We start from the raw sequence: 19471 nt of genomic DNA on the forward strand, positions 1-19471 counted from the left end.
GGTTAAATTCCGGTAATCTCGTGAAAAGCATGCTGGGCGGCGATGGCACCATCATTGGTTGCTGTTACGACCTGACGAAGTTCTTTTTGGATCACATCACCAGCCGCATACAAGCCTTTGATCGATGTTTCCATGTGCTCATTAACTTTGACATAGCCTCTTTCATCTAAAACGCCCAAACCTTCCAAACAAGATGTGATTGGATCCTGTCCGATATAAGGGAAGATTCCCTGGCAGGCAACCGTCTGTTTTTCTTTGGTATCTACATTTTCCAAAACAATGCCGGAAACTTTGCCGTTTTCACTCAATATTTCCTTTGGAATGTGCTTGACGATCACCTTGATCTTTTCATTGTTTTGAATCTGATCCTGAATTCGCTTTTCTGCGCGGAATACATCTCTTCGAATCACGATCGTAACCGAATTGGCAAACTGTGTTAAATACAAGCTTTCTTCCAAAGCGGAATTCCCGCCACCGATCACGACTACATCTTTTCCTCTAAAAAAGGCTCCATCACATACCGCACAGAAAGATACGCCACGTCCGATGTTTTCCTGTTCACCCGGTATGTTTAAAAGACGCTCTTTCGTTCCTGTCGCAACGATTACGGCCTTTCCTTCTACAACTGTACCATCACTTAAATACACTTTTTTATCCGCATCTACTTTTTCGACATCGCCATAGGCATACTCTGCACCAAAGGATGTCGATTGTTCAAACATCTGTGTCGCAAGATCAACACCTGAAAGTTCTTTTACACCCGGATAGTTAGAAATCAAATGTGTTTTGATCAGTTTCCCTCCCGGTGCCCCGTTATCTAATAATAATGTTTTTAAGCCGGCACGAGATCCATATACACTGGCAGCCATTCCGGCTGGCCCGGCTCCTATGATTACCAAATCGTATTGTCGCTCCATGCGCGTTCCTCCTTACATAATTCAATCAATTCACGAAGATCTGTGATCTGTTTACAAGGATGTACCTGTTTTTGTTGTTCCAACTGTCTTTCGTCATTGCTGAAACCGACAGAATATGCAGCCATATTCTTGGCACATAAAATATCTGTCACATTATCTCCGACATATATTACATCATCATGTCCCACTTTTAACAAGTTACATGCTTCTAAGAGTCCGGATGGACTTGGTTTGGGTTCAGGAAGCTGCTCTTTTCCTAAGACCACATCAAAATAAGGCTCCAAATGAATGGCCTTTAATCCCATTTTCACTATACCGATTCGCTTATTGGAAACAACCGCCATTTTATAACCCTGTTCATGTAATGTCGATACCGTTTCAAAGGCATTGGGCATCGGTTTCAATAAAGTATCGTGTAATTGGATATTGATCTTTTGATACAAGGCGATCACATCATCCAGTTCTTCCTTTTTAAAGTATTTTAAAAAGGTTTCTTCCAAGGTAGGCCCAAAGAAAGAATACAGTTCCTCTTGTGACAGTTTATGTTCCGGTTTACGGATTCGAAATACTTCCTTGAAAGTTTCAAATACTAAATGTTGCGAATCCTGCAGTGTTCCGTCCAGATCAAAAAGGATCACCGGCTTTTGATTCCAGTGAAACGCTTTATGTAAGATACCGGTGAGGCCCAATACTCCAAGCAAGATGATTGCTAAAGAAACAAGCTGTGAGACTCGAAAAGAACCAATCATCAAAGAATCGGTACGCAGGCCTTCGACTAAAAAGCGAAGCACTCCATACCAGATACAGTACATAAAGGCACAATCGCCTCGTCTTTTATAAAAACGTTTACGAAAGATAAAATAAATAAACAGAAAGCCTAAAATATTCCCGGCACTTTCATAAAGAAAGGTCGGCTCACGATACGCTCCCTGAATGTACATCTGATCTTTTATAAAAGATGGAAATAACGCATAGTAGCTTTCCGGTACGATCTTTCCAAAGGCTTCCTGGTTCATAAAATTGCCCCAACGTCCGAAAGCCTGCGCCACCATGACACCGGGCATGATACAGTCGGCCATTCGCAAAGCGCTGATCCTCTGTCGCTTAAAGTAGTAAATGCTGTAAAGAACCCCTACGATCAAACCACCATAGATAGCCAGGCCGCCATTCCAGATCGCAATGATCTGATCAGGATGCGCACTGTAAAAATCCCACTCAAAGATCACATAGTACAAACGTGCGCCAATAATGGATAAAGCCATCATGGGAATTACATAATCTTCTAAAATTGTTTTACTGTAACCCCATTTCTTCATGGTGTTCTGCGCCAGAAAGTAGGCGGCCAGTACACCGGTCAGAATCAAAACGGCATACCATGTGACATGAAGTCCTCCTATAGAAAGAATGATCTTTGTATCAGGAAAGAGCTGCATTGTCTTCATCCTCTTCTTTATTGGCCGCAATCTTTTTTAAGACCATTTCTTCAAATTCTTTGGCCGAATCAAATCCATCCTGCAACAGCAGGTAATTCGTAACCGCCGTTTCAATGATCGTTGACATCGGACGTCCGCCACTGACCGGGATGCGCATCTTTAAGATCTTTACTCCCATGATTTCCGAGTATTCTTTTTCCTCGATTCCCACGCGGTCATACTCTTCGTTTCCATCAAAAGAAACCAGTTCGATCTGAAAATCGATATTAGTCTGATGGGCAAAAGCACCAACACCATACATACGACCTACATTGATGATGCCAACACCACGAAGCTCCATAAAGCCTTCCAACATCTTCGGGGTACGCCCTACCAATACATTATGGATTCGATAACAGTCGATACGATCATCAGCAATCAACTGATGTCCCTTTTTGATCAATTCCAGGGCAATCTCACTTTTTCCCATGCCGGAAGGTCCGGTAATCATGACACCAATTCCATAAATACGCATCAATTCGCCATGAATGATGATAGAATGTGCCAACTTTTCATCCAAATAGTTGGTGACATTAACAATCGTATGTGCGGTTTCTACTGCCGTTTTAAAAATCGGAAAATTCTTACGAATCGCAATTTCCGCCAGGATAGCCGGACATTCATGCCCATGGGCAATTACGATGGCCGGTGTATCTTCACCCGTCAAAAATTCAAAGCTTCTTCGCTGTGAGACTTCATCCATCTCCTGCTCAATATATAAGATTTCTTTATCTCCTAAAATCGTCAGTCTTTTGGTTACTGTATTGGGAAAATAACCGGCCAGCTCCAACCCCGGTCGATTGGTTTCTGCGGTGACCAACTTTCGCTGCAGGCTTTCTTCATCGCCCGTTACTCTTTCCCAATTAAATTTAGCCGCTAGATCTTTGACGCTGATCGTTGGCTGTGTTTCCTGCTGTGCCATGTTCTCACTTCCTTTCCAACAAAGGTTTCAAATATTGTCCGGTATAGCTCTTTTCACAGGCAGCTACCTGTTCCGGTGTTCCTGTGACTAAGATCGTTCCACCATCCTGACCGCCTTCCGGTCCGATATCGATGATCTGATCCGCACATTTGATCACATCCAGATTGTGCTCGATCACAACCACCGTATCTCCATGATCGACCAATCGCTGTAAAACTTCAATCAATTTTCGTACATCGTCGCTGTGCAAGCCGGTCGTTGGCTCATCTAAGACAAACAAAGTCTTTCCGGTTGCCTTTTTCTGCAGTTCACTGGCCAGTTTAACACGTTGTGCTTCCCCACCGGACAAGGTCGTCGCACTCTGTCCCAGCTTGATATACGACAAACCTACATCATATAAAGTCTGCAGCTTATGACGAATCTTGGATACATTGGAGAAAAAGTCCAGTGCTTCCTCGACCGTCATATCTAATACGTCCGCAATATTCTTTCCTTTATAACGCACCTGCAACGTTTCTTCGTTATATCGTTTTCCATCGCACTGATCACAAGGTACATACACATCCGGTAAAAAGTGCATAGAGATGCGAAGAATACCATCACCCTGACACGCTTCACAACGTCCTCCTTTGACATTAAACGAGAAACGTCCTTTATCATATCCTAACATTTTTGCTTCCTTGGTTTGGGCAAACAAATCACGAATATCATCAAAAACACCGGTATAAGTCGCCGGATTACTTCGTGGTGTACGACCGATCGGATCTTGACCGATCTCTACGATCTTATCAATATTTTCCAGACCCTTGATTTCCTTGCACTGACCCGGTTTGATACGAAGAAGACCTAGTGCATTTTGTACGCCATGGGTCAAAACTTCCGTCACTAGACTGGACTTCCCAGATCCGGAAACACCGGTCACAACGGTAAAAGTACCAAGTTTAAAATCTACGGTTACATTTTTCAAGTTATTTTGACTGGCTTTAACAATACGCAGCTTTTTTCCATTTCCTTTACGGCGCTTTGTCGGAACTTCGATGCGTTTACGTCCACTTAAATACGCACCGGTGATGGAGTCCCGATTTTCCATGATTTCCTGTGGTGTTCCTGCCGCAACGATCTGTCCGCCATGAATACCGGCCCCCGGTCCGACATCCACGATATAATCACTGGCACGCATCGTATCTTCATCATGTTCTACCACAATTAGTGTATTGCCTAAATCACGCATATCTTTTAAGGCAGAAATCAAACGATCGTTATCTCTTTGATGCAAACCGATACTCGGTTCATCCAATACATACATCACACCGGTCAAACGAGAACCGATCTGTGTGGCCAAACGAATACGCTGTGCCTCCCCTCCGGATAAGGTAGAAGCTAAACGATCCAAGGTTAAATAATTCAATCCGACATGATTTAAGAATTCTAAGCGGTTCTTGATTTCTTTAATGATCAGATGTGCAATATTTTCCTGCATGGGCGTCAGCTCTAAATGATTCATAAAATCCAAGGCTTCTTTGATCGACATCTGTGTCCATTCATGAATATTTTTTCCACCTACACGCACACTTAAAGCCTGTTCGTTTAAACGCGCACCATGACATACCGGACATGGGGCATCGGCGATAAAGGATCCATACCAGTCTCTGGACATAGCCGAAGTTGTTTCCATATACCGACGTTCGATCATCGGTACGACCCCTTCAATATATTCATTTTTCGTTTGATGGATACCACCGCGCGAATGAAGCTGATAGGCAATCGGTACATCCGATCCATATAATATATAATTCAGTTTTTTCTTCGGAAGATCTTTGATCGGAACACTTGTATCGATTTGATAATAATCAATTAATGCCTGCATACGCTGCCATTCCAGATTTTCCGTATTGACGATGTTTTTATAGTAGCGAATGCCTCCCTTATCAATAGATAAAGAAGGATCCGGAATCAACAATTGTAGATCCACCTTTTGTGTGATCCCCAAACCCTTACATTCCGGGCACGCCCCAAAAGGCGCATTAAAGCTGAACAATTTAGGTTCCAGTTTCGGTACGCTGAAACCACAGATCTTACAGGCATAATTACTGGAAAAAAGAATCTCTTCGTCCTTTGTCAGTAAAATGGCCAGGCCATCGCTTAACTTTAATGCGGTTTCCAGGGAATCATGAAAACGCGAACGATTATCCGATTTCACGATACGATCCACAACCACATCAATGTTGTGCTTTTTGTTTTTTTCCAATGGTTCCACTTCTTCCAGATAAACGATCTGTCCGTCCAAACGAATACGAACATAGCCTTCCTTGATCAACTTGTCCAAAAGATCCTTGTGTGTTCCTTTCTTTCCGGAAATCACCGGTGCCAGAATCGTACAACGTGTTCCGTCTTCCAATTCCATGATACGATCGATCATCTCTTTGATCGTACTGCCGGTAATCGGTTCATTGTGATGTGGACAATAGGGCACACCGATCCGCGCATACATCAAACGCAGATAATCATAAATTTCGGTTACCGTACCGACTGTACTGCGAGGATTGTTGGAAGTCGTTTTCTGATCGATCGCAATGGCCGGAGACAGACCATCGATCTGATCCACATCTGGTTTTTCACTATTCCCTAAAAACTGTCGGGCATACGCCGACAGAGATTCCATATATCGTCTTTGCCCTTCGGCATAAATCGTATCAAATGCCAAAGAGGTCTTCCCACTTCCGGATACTCCGGTCATAATGACCAGCTTATCACGAGGGATTTCCAAATCTATATTTTTCAGGTTGTTTTCACGAGCACCTTTGATTGAAATTGTTTTATGTTCCATTTTTTTATCACCTGCCTTGTTATTATACCATAGGAAAAACACTTCACCTACCGACAAGACCATATCTCTGAAGTATAAGACAATTTTTTTAAAAAACTTTTAAACGTTTTTTGATTTTTTATCGTATTAAATAGTAGTACTTATTTTTTCCGGAATAGATATAGTGCTGATTCAGGATTCATTCATAAAAAGAAAAGAAGGTGATATTTTGACAGTGAATCCCTATGATCTCTGTTTAAAGGAGGTCTTTTCCAATAAACAGCATTTTGCCGATCTGTTTTCTACCGTCTACTTTAAAAAGGGGTTACTTCTGAATCCAGATAAGCTTTCACTCTATGACAAGGAAACACATCATGATTTAGGATTTCGTAAGGAAAATGATTTGTTGATGTTTTATGATAACAAGTTCTTTCTCCATCTTGAATTTCAAAGAAAGAAGGATCCCTACATGCCCGTTCGTATCTTAAACTACAAGTATGCCGGTATCCATCAACAGATCAAGACCGATACCAAACTGCATCTGTTGTATCCGGTTTATTCCCTGACCCTTTACATGGGCGAATCAAAATGGGAACATCGTAAGAGATTGTATGAGTGCATGGTCGATAATCAGTGGAACGCAAAGGAGATTCCCGACTATCAGATGGAACTGTTTGACATTAACAGTGATCCTATCGATTTTATGTGTCTTTATTTACAGAAGTTCTTTCGTATCATACAATATGTATATCAAAAGAAATGGGAAAATTTATACACGGATTCCTTACTGGAGAACGTAGAAGAGGATATCTTCTATCATGCCAATGTATTTGTGAATTTAAATCAAGAGTTTATACAAAAGCATACAAAGGAGGGTGTTATCAGCATGTGTAAAGCATTAGAAGAATATGCACAGGAATGTATTGAAAATGGCTATTCAAAAGGTTTAACAAATAAAGCTTATGAAATTGCGCAAAATATGTTATCTGAGGGCCTACAACATGACCTGATTTCTCGCTTGACAGGACTTAGCGAAGAAGCTGTTCTAAAACTATCTCAACAGTAAATACAAAGAAAATCAGATGCTGAATAAATGATTCAACATCTGACTTTTTTTATAATTGCTGTTCTGTTCGAGCGATGATATCATCCTGTATCGCTTTACTTAATACATTAAAGAATGCGGAATATCCGGCAACACGAACAATAAGATCCTGATGTTTTTCCGGATGAATCTGAGCATCCAATAATGTCTCCTTATCTACAACATTGTATTGTACATGATAGCCATGCAGACGATTAAAGAAAGTTCGCAACATCATTTCCAGCTTCTGCTTGTTTTCTTCCGTCGATAACATAGCCGGTGTTACCTTTTGATTCAATAAAGAACCACCGGTGATTTCAATGGTCGGAAGCTTAGATACACTTTTGAATACCGCTGTTGGTCCATGCGTATCCATCGCATGTGCCGGACTGGAACCTTCTGCCAATGGCTCTCTGGCCTTTCTGCCATCCGGTGTAGCCATGGTACCAAATCCTTGCCCCACATTCGCAGAAATCGAAGAAGTACCCGCATAACGAATACCGCCAATCGGACCTCTGTGATAACGAGTGTTTGGATATTTCTTCATTTCATCGATATAAGAAGCATAAGCCTGTACGATCAATTGATCCGCATAATCCTCATCATTACCGTATTTTGGCGCTTCTTTGATCAACATTTTCTGAATCTTTTGATTTTCTGGACTGGAAAAATCATCTAAAATTGCATCCCACAGCTCTTTTTGAGTCATCTTCTTTTCTTCAAAAACCAGTTTTTTAATGGCGGCCAAGCTATCTGCCATATTGGCAATTCCCACCTGCAATCCGGAAATGAAATCATAGATCGCACCACCTTCTTTGATAGTCTTTCCTCGGGCAAGACAATCATCGACCAGTGTAGAGCATAAGATATCCGGCACTTCTTTTTCCGAAGCCTGATCGATCGTATTTTCTACGATCACGCTCATTCGTGTTAACTCTCTTACGGTTTTACCCCAGGCATCCATCAATTCCTCAAAACTTTTCATATCGGTAAATTGACCATAGCCTTTTGTGAACCGCTTTTGACTGGTCAAATCGATCCCGTTATTCATGGCCATCAAAAGAATTCTTGGAAAATTCATATAGCTCATGCCTGTGCAACGATAGCCCCATTTCCCTGGAACTGCCGTTTCTACACAGCCGATGGCGCTGTAATTATAGGCATCATCTTCCTTTACCCCTTTATCGATGAAAGAAGGGATGATGATCTCATCGTTATTGAAAGCCGGCATGCCAAAGCCCAGCTTCATCACTTCAATACATTCGTCAAAGAATTTTGGATCGATATGGGCATGATAGCGCACCGTCAAATTCGGTTGCGTCAAGCGAGTCTGTGCTACCGAACGAAGCACCAGATAAGACATCTCATTGACCGCATCTTTTTTATCTGTTGTTTGTCCACCAATCGTTACATTTTGATACATCGGTGAACCGGCACTGGAAAATGTATGGGCCTGCGAACGTACTTTATTAATCGTCAAGGCTTTGATCCAAAGATTGCTTAAAAGTTCTAAGACTTGATCATCATCGATCAATCCTTGTTCTTTATCTTTTTGATAATACGGCTGCATATACTGATCAAAGCGTCCAAAAGATACAGAATGTCCATTGGATTCAATCTGCAAAACAACCTGAATCAACCAAATTGCCTGAATGGCCTCATAAAAGCTTTCCGCCGGCTCATAAGGAACCTTAGAACAAATCCTTGCGATTTCCAACAACTCTTGTCGTCTTTCTTCATTTGCGGTTTTAGCCTGTTCTCTGGCAAGATCAGCATAGCGTCTGGCAAACGATTTCACGGCATCGATCACGATCAAAACCGCATCATAAAAATGATATTTACTGATGGATGCAGGATCACAAAGATCTAATGCTTCTTTTGCCTCCAAAGTACGCTTTTCATATCCCTTCAAACCTTCTTTTAATAATCGTTCATAATAAACTGCTAAATGTGCATCACCTGCATTCAGCTTTCCTTCCATGCCAAAGAAACCTGTTTCCATATAAACATCTACTTCTTTAGGAAGCATCGCCATCCCTTTAGCTCTCAAATTATTATTTTCCCAAAAAGGCGCAATTGAGCGAAGCTCTTCTTTAGTTTGTTCTGTAATATAGAAAACATCACCATCTCTTTTTTCAAAGGTATCCAGCTCATTGATCACAAACTCCAATGTATATTCCGGAAAGACGGGTGCATCACGATTCGATTCTGCCTGATTGCCTGCCAACAAGCTTTCCTCTTCGATATAAATATCCATCTTTTCCAAAATATTCTTTAACATCAACGCACGTTTTAAGACAACCGGCTTTTCCAGATTTGCCTTATATGCTTCTGTACATAATAAAGCCCTTTGTGATCGAACATACGGTTTCTTATCTAAAACACTCTGACGATATTTATGCATACGAGGTGTCAAAGAACCAAAATGTTGTGTATTCTCCATAAGAGTGTCCTCCTTATTTTACTTGTAGTCTATCAATCCTTTTCTCTCTTGTCAATTCATTTGTAATGTTTTTTAGTTTCATTTGAAACTTTTTATGTTTACAAACTGACTTCCCACTGATACACTATAAGCATGACAAAAGGACTTATTTTCAACATACAAAAATTTTCGATTCATGATGGACCCGGTATTCGAACTACGATTTTTTTAAAAGGCTGCCCTTTGCGCTGTAAGTGGTGTGCCAATCCTGAAAGCCAAAGTGCCCATGTTCAAATCTTATGGGATCAAAAGAAATGTGTACATTGTCTTCAGTGTGTAAAAAGTTGTATGTATCAGGCAATTTCATGTAGAGAGGGAGAAATTCATATCGATGAAGCGCTTTGCCAAGGCTGTCTGAACTGCGTTTCAACGTGTCTTCAAAGTGCACTGTCTAATGAAGGAGAAACAAAGGAAATTGAAGAAATCGTGCGCATTGCCTTACAAGATAAAGACTTTTATGAAGAATCCGGCGGTGGTATCACGATATCCGGCGGGGAAGGGATGTCACAACCAGACTTCTTAAAAGAACTGGTCAAAGAATTAAAAAAACACAATTTACATCTGGCGATTGAAACAACCGGTTATATTCCAAAAGAAACCTTTCATGAGCTGGCGCCACTCTTTGATCTGCTCTTATTTGATGTCAAACACTATGATACCAACCGCCATTTTGAAGGTACCGGCGTTCACAATGAACGAATTATCAACAACTTAAAATGGGCCTTTCATCAAGGTCTGGAAATCCTTCCCCGTATTCCGGTTATCCCCAGCTTTAACAATTCCATCCAAGATGCCGCCGGTTTAGCTTCTTTATTGACGGAGATTGGACTCAAAAAAGTACAACTTCTTCCATTTCATCAATTTGGAGAGCGAAAATACGAGATGATGCATAAAGAATATGCCTATAAAAACGTCAGGGCGCTGCAGAAAGAAGATTTAATCGAATATCAAAATGAATTCATAAAAAAAGGCTTAGATTGTTTTTTCTAAGCCTTTATAATTTCTACTTTTTGTTCCAATAAATATTGTTCCTGCTCCGCCGGAATATCCGAATTGGTAATCAACATATGAATTCGATTGGTGGCGATCAAAGATACATTGCCTTTCTGATAAAATTTGGAGGAATCTGTCACCACTATGACTTTTTCCACTTGTTTAGCCATATCTTGTACCGCAACACTTCGCATATAATCATTTCCGGTAAATCCGGTACGAATACTAAAGCCATCTGTGCCGATAAACAATTTATCCGCAAAATAAGCCTGCGCACATTGCGCCGTCATCGGTCCTACCATGACCTGCGATTCCTTTTGATAGTTTCCACCCAGAAGAACAATCTGCACATTTTCGATCTTGCGCACATAATCGGCAATAAAAGCCGAGTTGGTTACAATCGTTACATCCTTTTTTGTCTGTGCGATTTCCACTGCCAACAAAGCACAACAGGATCCACTTTCAATAAAGATCGTTTCCCCATCTTCAACCAGTTGTGCGGCTCTTTTTACAATCTGCATCTTCTGTTCAAAATGAAAGGCAAGCCGTTTATTAATGTCATCACTGTTATTCAGCGTGGCATATCCATGTTCACGAACCAACATCCCACTTTGTTCCAAGGCAATCAGATCTTTTCGAATCGTTACCTGTGAAACATTTAAAAGCGTGGAAAGGCGCGAGACTTCCATTTTATGATATCGACTTAATAACTCTAATATTTTCGCATGTCTTTCGTTCATACGATAAGAATACCATTATCTTCTTTTAAAAACAACGAAGAGTCTTAACCCTTTAGGCGATGCATCCACTTTTTGCGAAAGAGTCGAAATAAAAAGAGAACGCCACGAACATTAAGCTCCAGTGCCATCGCAAACCAGACGCCCGGTAAGCCATAATGACCGGCTAAACCGGCTGCCAAAGGAATACGAACCAGCCACATACTGATAAGATTCATCAAAGAAGAAGATAATGTATCGCCGGCTCCCTGCAAAACACCGGCCACGACAATGCTGGCTCCATACATCGGTTCGGCAAAAGCTTCTATGCGAAGGATCTGTACCCCTAAAGCGATGATCTGTGCATCAGGGGTTAATAAATGCATCATCAAAGGTGAACCAAAATACATAAACAAGCCAGAACAAGTCATCAAGCCAACACCTAATGCCGTAGTCAACGTGCCCAAACGAAAGGTCAAATCTTGTCTTTTGGCACCAATACTTTGCCCAATCAAGGTGATGGCAGCACTTTGTACTCCATACCCCGGCATATAACATAAACTTTCAGCCGTAATCCCAAAACTGTTGGCCGCAATCGCAATCGTCCCCAGAGGCGATACGATACGGGTAAATGCCACATATGCGCTGCTTGTCACAAAACGATCCAATCCTACCGGAAGACCAATCTGCATGGCTCTTTGAATCGTGTGTCGATCAAAGCACAGCTTTTCATCTTTATGAAGCTTTAAAATATCGCTTTTATAAAACAGAAATCCACACAACAATAACGATACGACCAGCTGAGAACAGCCCGTACCGATACTGGCACCCATGACACCCAGATTCAAATAAAAGATAAAAAACAAATTAAAGAAAACATCCAGTATGCACATCAGAATATTCAATAAACTGGGTACTTTCATATTTCCGGATGCCTGCAGCATCCCTGTGGCGATGTAGTTCAGCTGTTGAAAGGGCAAAAAAAGAGCAAACACCAAAAAATAGTAATACGCATTTTGAACAATTTCCGGTGTTCCTTTTAACCATATCGGTAATGAAGAAGAAATCAGACATCCGATCAAGCTTAAAACCAGGGCAAAAGCCAAACAGATCACAAAACCCTGCTTCATGATATTTCGTGCCTTACTAAATTGTTTGGCTCCAATGGCATGAGCCACCTGAACACTAAAACCGGTAATACCGGCAAAACAAATTCCGCCAAACATCCATGTCGTACTGGATACTAGCCCAATACTGGCAGAGGCATTGGCGCCCAGGCTTCCCACCATACCGGCATCGATATACTGCATCACGGTACTGGAAATCTGAGAAAGGATGGCCGGCAGTGCCAGTAGAAATATCATTTTGATCTGATCGGATGTGTGTAAGGTTTCTCCATTTCGAAGCTTGGATAAATACTGATTCTGCATACCTTTCTCCTTTCTTTTGATACTTTCCCGATTTATAATACAGATATGGCTAAGATCTTTATCGCAAAACTGGATGCGGATACAAAACACAAAATCTGTCGCAGAGAACTATCCTTAGAACAGTTAAAATTTATATATTCTATCTTATCTAAGGAACAAAAACGCAAACATAAAGCCTTTCAAGCTGCCGTTTGTTTGACCCTTTTGATTTTGGCAATCTTACTGATCCTTACTTTTTTTCTCAGTGAAAAGCCAGATATATTATGGATTTGTTTTGCCATGTTAGCTGCTATGCTGGTTCTTGTTTTTATCCTGTTTGGTTTCTATCGATGGGATATTTAAAGTTTCAATTCAATCATTTGATTCAAAAACACTATGTCGAATATGTCAGTCTATTAAAGCTGTAATCCATCTTTGACTAGTTCGATAGCTTGTTTTCCCGTGCATGTTTCCGGCTCTAAAACCAAAATCAAAAACTGATTCCAAAATCGATCAATTTCGTCTTGTGGATCCATATCTGGGGCATACTTTTTTGCTAAGTGCGTAATCGCATTCCTTTTTTCATGCTCGTCTGCCACTGTGATTTTTCCTTGAGCAATGACACTTTTATATTTTGTCGTAAATTTTTCCGGTAAAATCTCATCTTTATCAATGACACAAAAAGAAGCATATGGATTCTGGTTCAGCAGTTTCAATTTATAGCCTTCCAAAGCCACATGAAAATAAATCTTCTGATCGGCATAGACATAGCTTAATGGCACCGCATATGGTTTTTGATCCATACCACATAAAGCCAAAACTCCCGATGTATTTCTCTTCAAAATCTCTAATGTTTCTTCTTTTGATAGTTCCTGCCTTGTTCTTCTCATTGTAGTTCCTCATCGGTAATCGCATTCAATGCGTTTTGTACTTCTTTCATCGTTTCATCCAGGCAACCTTCTTCAAAAGGACTCTTTAAGTTGGCAGCCTGCACGATTTGTCGGAAAGGAAGACTGCCGCCCAATTTACAGATTTTTTTATAATCTTTTAATGTACTTGGATCCTTTTTTTGAGCCCGGCTCCAAAACTGTAAAGCACAGATCTGTGCCAGTGTATAGTCGATGTAATAAAACGGATCCATAAAGATATGAAGCTGCCGCATCCACCAGCCTCCTCTTTCCAATACATCGATCTCATCATAGTTTTTGTGCGGTAAATACATCTTTTCCAACTTTCTCCATGTTTCCATACGCTTGGCATGCGTGTACTCTGGATGAGCATAGATTTCATGTTGGAAGTGATCCACCAAAACTCCATAAGGTAAGAATCTGATGGCATCGCTTAAATGCTGAAAATAAAACTTCCTGGTATCTTCTTTAAAGAAGTCTTTCATCCAGGGGTATGTCAAAAACTCCATGGACATGGAATGAATCTCTGCGCTCTCACTGGTTGGCCAGATACAATCCGATGGAAAAATATCACGAGAAGCATATGCCTGGTAGGCATGACCAGCCTCATGTGTGAGAGTTTCTACATCTGAACTGGTTTGATTGAAGTTCGCAAAGATAAACGGTGCACCATATACATCAAAAGATGTGCAATATCCACCGGCAGCCTTACCCGGCTTACTTTCCAGATCCATGAGTTCATGATCCACCATAAATTGAAAGAATTCACCGGTATCTTTATCAAGTTCCTGATACATATGCAGTGCAATTTTTACCATCGTCCTGGCATCCTGCTTAGGTGTTGGGTTTCCGCTTTGAAACTCCACCTTTTCATCCCATGCATATAACGCATCCAGTCCCAGTCTTTTTTGTTGGCGCGCAAAAAGAGAAGCTGTGACCGGTACGACCGTATCCAATACTTGTTTACGATACGTTTGAACATCCTCTTTCGTATAATCAAAACGATACATGCGATAGTATCCCATCTCTGTATAGTCTTTATATCCCAGCTTCTGTGCCATCGTTGTTCGTATCTTTACCAAAGAATCAAAAATCTCGCCTAATTCTTCCTCATATTTCTCAAACCATCCCCAATATGCTTTTGTAGCTTTTTTTCGCATAGAGCGATCGCTTGCCTTCATGAATGGTTCTAATTCGGACAAAGTGCGCTTTTTTCCTTCAAATTCAATTTGTGCACTGGCAACCAGCTGTTGATACTGGCTGGAATATTGATTTTCCTTTTGTAGCTCTTCAATGATGTCTGGAGAAAAACATTTTTTATCAAATTCTTTAGCCAGAAAATAGGTAGAAGGAATTTCCTTTTCCAATTCTTTTCGATACGGACTTTCCAAAATCACATTAGAAATACGAACCAGATCTTCCTGTAAAATCGGTGCAATTTCATCAATATGCTCCTGTTCTTTCTTATAATATTCATCCCGTGTATCGATCGTATGTCGAACTTCACACAAACTAAATTGTGTATAAAGCTCTTTTTTGTACACATCTAAATCTTTAAAAGCTTGTTTAAAAGAAGCATAATCTTCTGCGTTTACAAGCTGGCTTTCTATTTTCCGAAATTTATCTTTTGCCTGTTTGACATCAATTGTATGATATGGATATTCACTGAATTTCATGGCCGTTCCTCCTGTTATTTATCAATGGAATCATTTTATCACTTTTAAATACAGAATAAAATTTTGTGATCACGGATTGTGTTAGAATAAGATACAGACAGGAGGGATCCTATGTTGTCCATGCATAAGGTTCGAGGTCATCTGAAAACGATCAATCAACATAAAGCCAAAGTTACACAGCTTTGTTTTCGCTGTCATTTGTATAAGCAGGGAATTTTACATGATTTAAGCAAATATACCTGGACAGAGCTGAAAACCGGTTTTACCTATTACCAAGGTTTTCGTTCCCCTATCGATGCCCAGAAGGAAGACATAGGCTATTCTTTAAGCTGGCTTCATCATAAGGGCCGTAATAAACATCATTGGGAATACTGGTTAGATAATGGACCAAATGGAGTCCATCCGGTAAAGATGCCGGCCAATTATGTCATCGAGATGTTTTGTGATCGCGTCGCCGCCAGTATGATCTATCAAAAGGATCAATATACCGACCACAGTGCTTTGGATTATTACATGCAAGGTAGAAATCGTATCATGATCCATCCGGATACAGACCGACTGATTCTCTTTCTTCTGCAGTATCTGGCAGATCATGGATTGGACGATACGATCGATTTTATCGTTCATCATGTACGAAAAGAAGGATATTCCATTTTAGAAGACAAAACAGGCTCCTCCTCAAAACAAAATTGAGAAAGAGCCTGTTTTTATAGACAATTTTTAAAGATTTCGACAATATCCTGCTCATTTAAAGCAACAAAGGCATTGGATAAACGTCCATTACGATTAGCATGTTTTGCCATTTCTTCAAAGTGCATATCATCGATACCTAATTCGCTTAAACGCATAGGGATTCCTGCATCTTTGAAAAAGTGTTCCAACGCATCGATGCCCGCATAGGCAAGCTTTGTTTCATCCTGACCTTCCAAATTCCAAACTTCTTTGGCAAAACGAACAAATCGCCACGTTACTGAAGGATCTTTTTGAAGGATATAACGCATCCAGGCAGGTGTTAAGATCGCCAGTCCCACACCGTGCGTAATATCATAGTAAGCGGAAAGCTCATGCTCCATCGCATGACAAGGCCATCCGGTAGAAGCCTTTCCGTATTCCGGAATGCCGGAGCATGCTACGGAGGCACAGGCCATTAAATTGGCTCTGGCAGAATAATTATCCGGTTCTTTAAGTACGATTGGTAAATTTTTGATCACTGTTTTTAAAACACCCTGTGCCAGTTCATCCGATAAATCACTGTCTTTTGTTTTTGAGAAGTATCCTTCCATGATATGACTCATGATATCGGCAGATCCGGAAGCACTTTGATAGGAAGAAACACTAAAAGTATAGGTCGGATCACAAATCGAAGCGGTAGGATAAGTAAAAAGTCCTCCCAGTTTTTCTTTTGTCTTTAAATTGGAGATAACACCGCCACCATCAAATTCAGAACCGGTCGCACTCAATGTCAAAATATCGACAAGCGGTAATGCCTTTTGAAGATGATCTGACGTTTTGACCATTTCCCATAGATCCTCTCCCGGATAATAAACACCGGCCGCAATGGCTTTGGAACAGTCAATGACAGAACCGCCGCCAACTGCCAGAATCACATCAATTTGATGATGCTTACAAAGGGCCACGCCTTCAACAACGGATTCAATTCGAGGATTAGGCGCAATGCCGGATAGCTCCACCACCTCAAAGCCACCTGCATCAAGGATTTTTTTGATCGTATCATACAATCCTGTCTTTTTGATGGAACCACCGCCATATGCCAACAAAACTTTCTTTCCCAATGGTTTTAAAATACTTTCCAGTTGGGAAATCTGGTTTTTCCCAAAATAGATCTTAGTCGGAATATCATGTACATAATTTAGCACTTGTTCTCACTCCTTTTTGACTCTATTTAATCATAGTTCAAAAAGGCTTTTCAATTTTTATGCTTTATCAAAGTTATTTGATTACTCCACGGTTACTGACTTGGCAAGATTTCTAGGTTTATCGACATCACAGCCTTTTAACACCGCTCCATAGTAGGCAAAAAGCTGTAAAAGGATAGCGGCTGGTATAGCTGCCAAAGCCGGGTGTACATCCGGAATGCGCAGGACTTTTTGAAATGCATGTGTATCCTGATGCTGAGTCGTAATCAGTATAACGTTAGCTCCTCTGGCGATGGTTTCTTCAATGTTGGAAATCGTCTTAGAAGCAACTTCTTCCTGTGTCGCAAGCGCTATGACCACCGTTCCTTTATCGATTAAGGCAATCGGTCCATGTTTAAGTTCTCCGGCAATATAAGCATCCGCATGGACATAGGAGACCTCTTTTAGCTTTAAGGCGCCTTCCACGACACTAAAATAATCCAATCTTCGACCAATAAAATACGCATCTTTTTGATCTTTTAAACATTGTGCATAATCTTTGACAATTTCTTTTTGTGCCAACATATCCTTTGTGATTTCTGGAATTCTTTGCAAATCTTCTATCAGCTTGGATACATCTTTTGGTTGGCGTCCTAATTTCTCACTCAAGGCGATCATCAGACATACTAAGAGTACAAGCTGTGTTGTATAAGCTTTTGTGCTCGCCACTGCGATTTCCGGTCCGGCACAAGTATAAAGTGTACAATCCGATTTACGAGCTAAAGAAGATCCCAATACATTAACGATAGATAACGTCTTTGCCTGTTTTTCCTTTGCCAGCTGTAAAGCCGCCAGGGTATCAGCTGTTTCCCCGGATTGTGATACAAAAATACATAGCGTATCTGAATTCAAATAATAATTCCCGTACCGAAATTCGCTGGCTGCCAACGCAAAGGAAGGACAGGCCGGAACCCATTGACGGAACAGATCTTGTGCATATGAAGCGGCATTTAAAGCCGTTCCGCAGGCCAAAAAGTAAACTCTTTCCAGCTTTTCCCAGTTGATATTTAATTCTTTCAGCTCATCCATTCTTACATCATTATCCACTCGACCACGCAAAGTTTCTGATAGAACATAAGGTTGCTCATGAATCTCTTTTTCCATGAAAGTATCATAACCACCTTTTTGCGCTGCCTGCAGATCGTAAGGAATGTGCATCCATTTTTGTTTCTTAAGTTCTCCCTGAAAATCATAGACTTGTATTTTATCGGCTTTTAACACCGCAATTTGTTCATCCTCTAAACTCAAAATATCTTTGGTGTATTCTAAAACAGCCGGTATATCACTGGCACAAAAACTACCATATGCACAATGTCCGATAATCATAGGGCTTTCCTTTTTGGCAACATAAATCGTATCAGGGTCTTGTACAGACACCACACACAAGGCAAAGCTGCCTTCTAAATAGCGCACTGCCTTTTGTAGTGCCTCCAATAGATTTCCTCGATCATAGTAGTCGATCAAATGCACGATGACTTCACTATCGGTTTGCGATACAAAAGGATATCCCTGTCGAATCAACTCTTTTTTGATGGCCTGATAATTTTCGATAATACCATTATGTACGATAGAAATCGTGTTCTTCGCATTCGTATGTGGATGTGAATTAAGATTACTGGGAATACCATGCGTAGCCCAGCGCGTATGACCAATCCCGGTTTTCTGTGGATGTGACTCTCCCTTCAACAAGTCTTCCAGCTGACACAAACGTCCTTTACTTTTAAAGGTATATAATCCATTATCATCTACTAAAGTCACACCGGCTGAATCGTATCCCCGGTATTCGAGTTTGTTTAAACCCTGCATTAAAAATGGTAAAGCTTCCCCTTTACCCACGAAACCTGTAATTCCGCACATGAAAAAATCCTCCATTTTCTATTCACTTCATGGAGGATACCGAATGGATTTGTTCAATCTTCACAGACTGTTTTTGTCCATTGTTTCAGGCCGTATCCAGCCTCCAGGTCACCCGCCGAATCTTTCGAAAAACCTGGTCCTCGTCAACTGTAAAATTACAGTCCTGGCGCTTTTCTTTGTATAGACCCCATGAATGCATTCTATTATACGCAAAAAGATAAGCTTTGACAAATTCCTCCACAAAAAAAGGAAGATTACTCTTCCTCAATCAGATGTAAAAGCTCTAAAAGTCGAGTTAAATCTTCCTTGTCTT

15 protein-coding genes are annotated in these 19471 nt (G+C 40.8%); 4 read left to right on the forward strand and 11 right to left on the reverse strand.

Going from position 1 to position 19471, the window contains the following annotated elements; all coding sequences use genetic code 11:
- Window positions 1–2: 2 nt before the first annotated feature.
- Genes trxB through uvrA form a run of 4 tightly spaced genes read right to left on the reverse strand, consistent with a single transcriptional unit; the run spans window position 3 to window position 6138 of the window.
- Window positions 3–917, reverse strand: coding sequence for a thioredoxin-disulfide reductase (gene trxB / locus ACTQX6_RS07540; protein ID WP_117446634.1), 915 nt, complete (start codon window positions 915–917; stop codon window positions 3–5).
- Window positions 893–2350, reverse strand: coding sequence for a prolipoprotein diacylglyceryl transferase (lgt, locus tag ACTQX6_RS07545; RefSeq protein WP_117446635.1), 1458 nt, complete (start codon window positions 2348–2350; stop codon window positions 893–895). Before lgt ends, trxB begins: the two co-directional genes overlap by 25 nt.
- Window positions 2334–3311 (reverse strand): HPr(Ser) kinase/phosphatase, encoded by a 978-nt coding sequence (hprK, locus tag ACTQX6_RS07550; protein ID WP_022790147.1) that lies wholly within the window; start codon window positions 3309–3311, stop codon window positions 2334–2336. Before hprK ends, lgt begins: the two co-directional genes overlap by 17 nt.
- A 4-nt stretch (window positions 3312–3315) precedes the next feature.
- A complete protein-coding gene (gene uvrA / locus ACTQX6_RS07555; protein WP_117446636.1) occupies window positions 3316–6138 on the reverse strand; it encodes an excinuclease ABC subunit UvrA in 2823 nt (940 codons plus the stop codon).
- A gap of 214 nt (window positions 6139–6352) precedes the next feature.
- On the opposite strand from uvrA, the gene ACTQX6_RS07560 reads away from it, so the two are divergent.
- A complete protein-coding gene (locus ACTQX6_RS07560) occupies window positions 6353–7183 on the forward strand; it encodes an Rpn family recombination-promoting nuclease/putative transposase (protein WP_369067370.1) in 831 nt (276 codons plus the stop codon).
- A gap of 49 nt (window positions 7184–7232) precedes the next feature.
- Here the strand turns inward: ACTQX6_RS07560 and ACTQX6_RS07565 are convergent, their stop codons facing one another.
- Window positions 7233–9644 (reverse strand): glycyl radical protein, encoded by a 2412-nt coding sequence (locus tag ACTQX6_RS07565; RefSeq protein WP_117446638.1) that lies wholly within the window; start codon window positions 9642–9644, stop codon window positions 7233–7235.
- 132 nt (window positions 9645–9776) lie between these two features.
- Between ACTQX6_RS07565 and ACTQX6_RS07570 the strand changes: the two genes are divergently transcribed.
- A complete protein-coding gene (locus tag ACTQX6_RS07570; RefSeq protein WP_117446639.1) occupies window positions 9777–10673 on the forward strand; it encodes a glycyl-radical enzyme activating protein in 897 nt (298 codons plus the stop codon).
- Here ACTQX6_RS07570 and ACTQX6_RS07575 read toward each other — a convergent pair.
- Window positions 10670–11416, reverse strand: coding sequence for a DeoR/GlpR family DNA-binding transcription regulator (locus ACTQX6_RS07575; protein WP_117446640.1), 747 nt, complete (start codon window positions 11414–11416; stop codon window positions 10670–10672). The genes ACTQX6_RS07570 and ACTQX6_RS07575 overlap by 4 nt on opposite strands.
- 44 nt (window positions 11417–11460) lie before the next feature.
- Window positions 11461–12822, reverse strand: coding sequence for an MATE family efflux transporter (locus ACTQX6_RS07580; protein WP_320801892.1), 1362 nt, complete (start codon window positions 12820–12822; stop codon window positions 11461–11463).
- Window positions 12823–12867: 45 nt separating this feature from the next.
- Here ACTQX6_RS07580 and ACTQX6_RS07585 point away from each other — a divergent pair, with 45 nt between their 5' ends.
- Complete coding sequence (locus tag ACTQX6_RS07585; protein ID WP_294688570.1) at window positions 12868–13164, forward strand: hypothetical protein; 297 nt, start codon at window positions 12868–12870, stop codon at window positions 13162–13164.
- Window positions 13165–13217: 53 nt separating this feature from the next.
- On the opposite strand, the gene ACTQX6_RS07590 is transcribed toward ACTQX6_RS07585, so the two are convergent.
- Together ACTQX6_RS07590 and ACTQX6_RS07595 are read right to left on the reverse strand one after the other, a co-directional pair.
- Window positions 13218–13691 carry a pyridoxamine 5'-phosphate oxidase family protein gene (locus ACTQX6_RS07590; RefSeq protein ID WP_294688572.1) on the reverse strand — a complete coding sequence of 158 codons (474 nt, stop codon included), beginning with the start codon at window positions 13689–13691 and terminating at the stop codon, window positions 13218–13220.
- Entirely contained in the window at window positions 13688–15385 is a 1698-nt protein-coding gene (locus ACTQX6_RS07595) for a M3 family oligoendopeptidase (protein ID WP_294688574.1), read from the reverse strand. The genes ACTQX6_RS07590 and ACTQX6_RS07595 overlap by 4 nt, the downstream gene beginning before the upstream one ends.
- 120 nt (window positions 15386–15505) lie before the next feature.
- On the opposite strand from ACTQX6_RS07595, the gene ACTQX6_RS07600 reads away from it, so the two are divergent.
- On the forward strand, window positions 15506–16078 hold the full coding sequence (locus ACTQX6_RS07600) for a DUF5662 family protein (RefSeq protein ID WP_272005798.1): 573 nt from the start codon (window positions 15506–15508) through the stop codon (window positions 16076–16078).
- Window positions 16079–16092: 14 nt separating this feature from the next.
- On the opposite strand, the gene ACTQX6_RS07605 is transcribed toward ACTQX6_RS07600, so the two are convergent.
- Together ACTQX6_RS07605 and glmS are read right to left on the reverse strand one after the other, a co-directional pair.
- The gene (locus tag ACTQX6_RS07605) at window positions 16093–17262 is read right to left on the reverse strand and encodes an iron-containing alcohol dehydrogenase (protein WP_441657404.1); all 1170 of its coding nucleotides are present in this window, start codon (window positions 17260–17262) and stop codon (window positions 16093–16095) included.
- Window positions 17263–17343: 81 nt separating this feature from the next.
- Window positions 17344–19158, reverse strand: a complete 1815-nt coding sequence (glmS, locus tag ACTQX6_RS07610) for a glutamine--fructose-6-phosphate transaminase (isomerizing) (protein WP_304002375.1) — start codon at window positions 19156–19158, stop codon at window positions 17344–17346.
- Between the last annotated feature and the right edge of the window lie 313 nt (window positions 19159–19471).

The sequence above is a fragment of the Faecalicoccus sp. LCP19S3_E2 genome, assembly GCF_052121255.1.
Classification (GTDB): domain Bacteria; phylum Bacillota_I; class Bacilli_A; order Erysipelotrichales; family Erysipelotrichaceae; genus Faecalicoccus.